At 63.7% G+C, this 1,622-nt stretch carries 1 protein-coding gene; it reads left to right on the top strand.

Annotated features, from left to right (window positions below; all coding sequences use genetic code 11):
• Positions 1-359 precede the first annotated feature (359 nt).
• A complete protein-coding gene (locus tag ACLMAL_RS39490) occupies positions 360-1,586 on the top strand; it encodes an IS30 family transposase (RefSeq protein WP_412003747.1) in 1,227 nt (408 codons plus the stop codon).
• Positions 1,587-1,622: the final 36 nt, after the last annotated feature.

Genomic DNA, 1,622 nt, shown 5'->3' with positions numbered 1-1,622 from the left:
CTTGGGTTCATGCGGTCGTCGCAACACTCTCGATGTGAGAGGTTGCGGCGACCGTGTCGTTTTCGGAGGATCTGGCTCGGTTCGGTGATCCGCTGACCCGGCTGGTCGATGCCGGGGTTGCGGTGAAGGAAGCAGCCGAGGTGCTGGGGATCGGACGGCAGCGTTGCTATGCGATCCTGCGTGCGAAGGGCCGCCCAGTAGGCAAACCCAGGGGTGCGTCCCGGGTGGCGGACCCGGTGTTGATCAGGTCGGTGTTCGAGGCGACGGGATCGGTGAACCGGGCAGCCAAGACCGCCGGGGTGGCTCATTCGGTGGCACGCCGGATTCTGGTCGCTGCTGGGCTGGTCGGCGCGGGTCCGATGGTTGCCGGTAAACCAGACGCCAAGCGGCGGTTCGGCGAGTTGATCGCTTCGGGGTGGTCAACGGCGCGCGCGTCTGGTGAGGTCGGTGTGAACGAACGCACCGGCAGGGACTGGCGAGCCGGGATACGCAGGTCCAAGAATAAGCGGATCCACCCCGACGGCACTGTCGTGGACTACACGACCGGAACCCGTTACACAGGTCCGGTGATCAAACCCGTTGGTGTCGAGCCTGTTTCGATCAGTGACCGGTACCTGTCGTTGCAGGACCGCCTCGATATCGCCGATGGGCTGGTGACCGGGCAGTCGTTGACTCGAATCGCGGCACGGATCGGCAAACATAAATCGACGGTGTCACGGGAGGTCCGGGCGCACCGGATCGATGGGCTTTACCTGCCCTATCAGGCGAACAAGGCTGCCGCGGGCGCGCGGGCGCGTCCGAAGGAGTCCAAACTGGTGACTAACCAGGCTTTGCGGGCGTGGGTGGTCGATGGTTTGTCACGGCAGCGGTCTCCCGAACAGATCTGCCACCGGCTCCGCAGGGACTACCCCGACGACGAGAGCATGCGGGTGAGCCACGAAACGGTCTACCAAGCCCTCTACTTCCAGGCCCGTGGCGGGCTGAAACGGGAACTCGCGCAAGCGCTACGAACTGGACGGACCCGGCGGAAACCGCATCGCAAACCAGATCAGCGCACCCACCGATTCCTTGACCCGATGATCATGATCAGCGACCGGCCCGCCGAGGTCGAAGACCGTGCGGTGCCCGGCCATTGGGAAGGCGATCTGATCATCGGCAAGGACGGTGGTTCGGCCATCGGCACCCTCGTGGAACGGTCCACCCGTTACACGATGCTGGTTCACCTGCCCGGCGGTCACGACGCCGAAACCGTCCGTGACGGCTTGATCCGGACGATCTCGACCCTGCCCACCCACCTGCGCGGGTCGCTGACCTGGGATCAAGGCTGCGAGATGGCCAGGCACAAGCAGTTCTCGATGGCCACCGACGTGGCGGTCTACTTCTGCGACCCGGCGAGTCCTTGGCAACGCGGAACCAACGAGAACACGAACGGTCTTCTGCGCCAGTACTTCCCGAAAAGCACCGATCTGAGTGTCTATGGTCCCGAAGACCTCGAACACGTCGCTCACCAACTCAACGATCGTCCACGCAAAACGCTCGACTGGGAAACCCCAGCCGAGCGTCTGCGTGATCTACTTACCCGCTAAAAGCAGGCAGTGTTGCGACGACCCCTTGAATTCACC

Origin of the sequence: Nocardia sp. CWNU-33, from assembly GCF_046764895.1 — a bacterium.
Taxonomy (GTDB): Bacteria; Actinomycetota; Actinomycetes; order Mycobacteriales; family Mycobacteriaceae; genus Nocardia.
The sequence above is the reverse complement of the archived record's forward strand: the minus strand, read 5'-3'. Positions and strand labels throughout refer to the sequence as shown.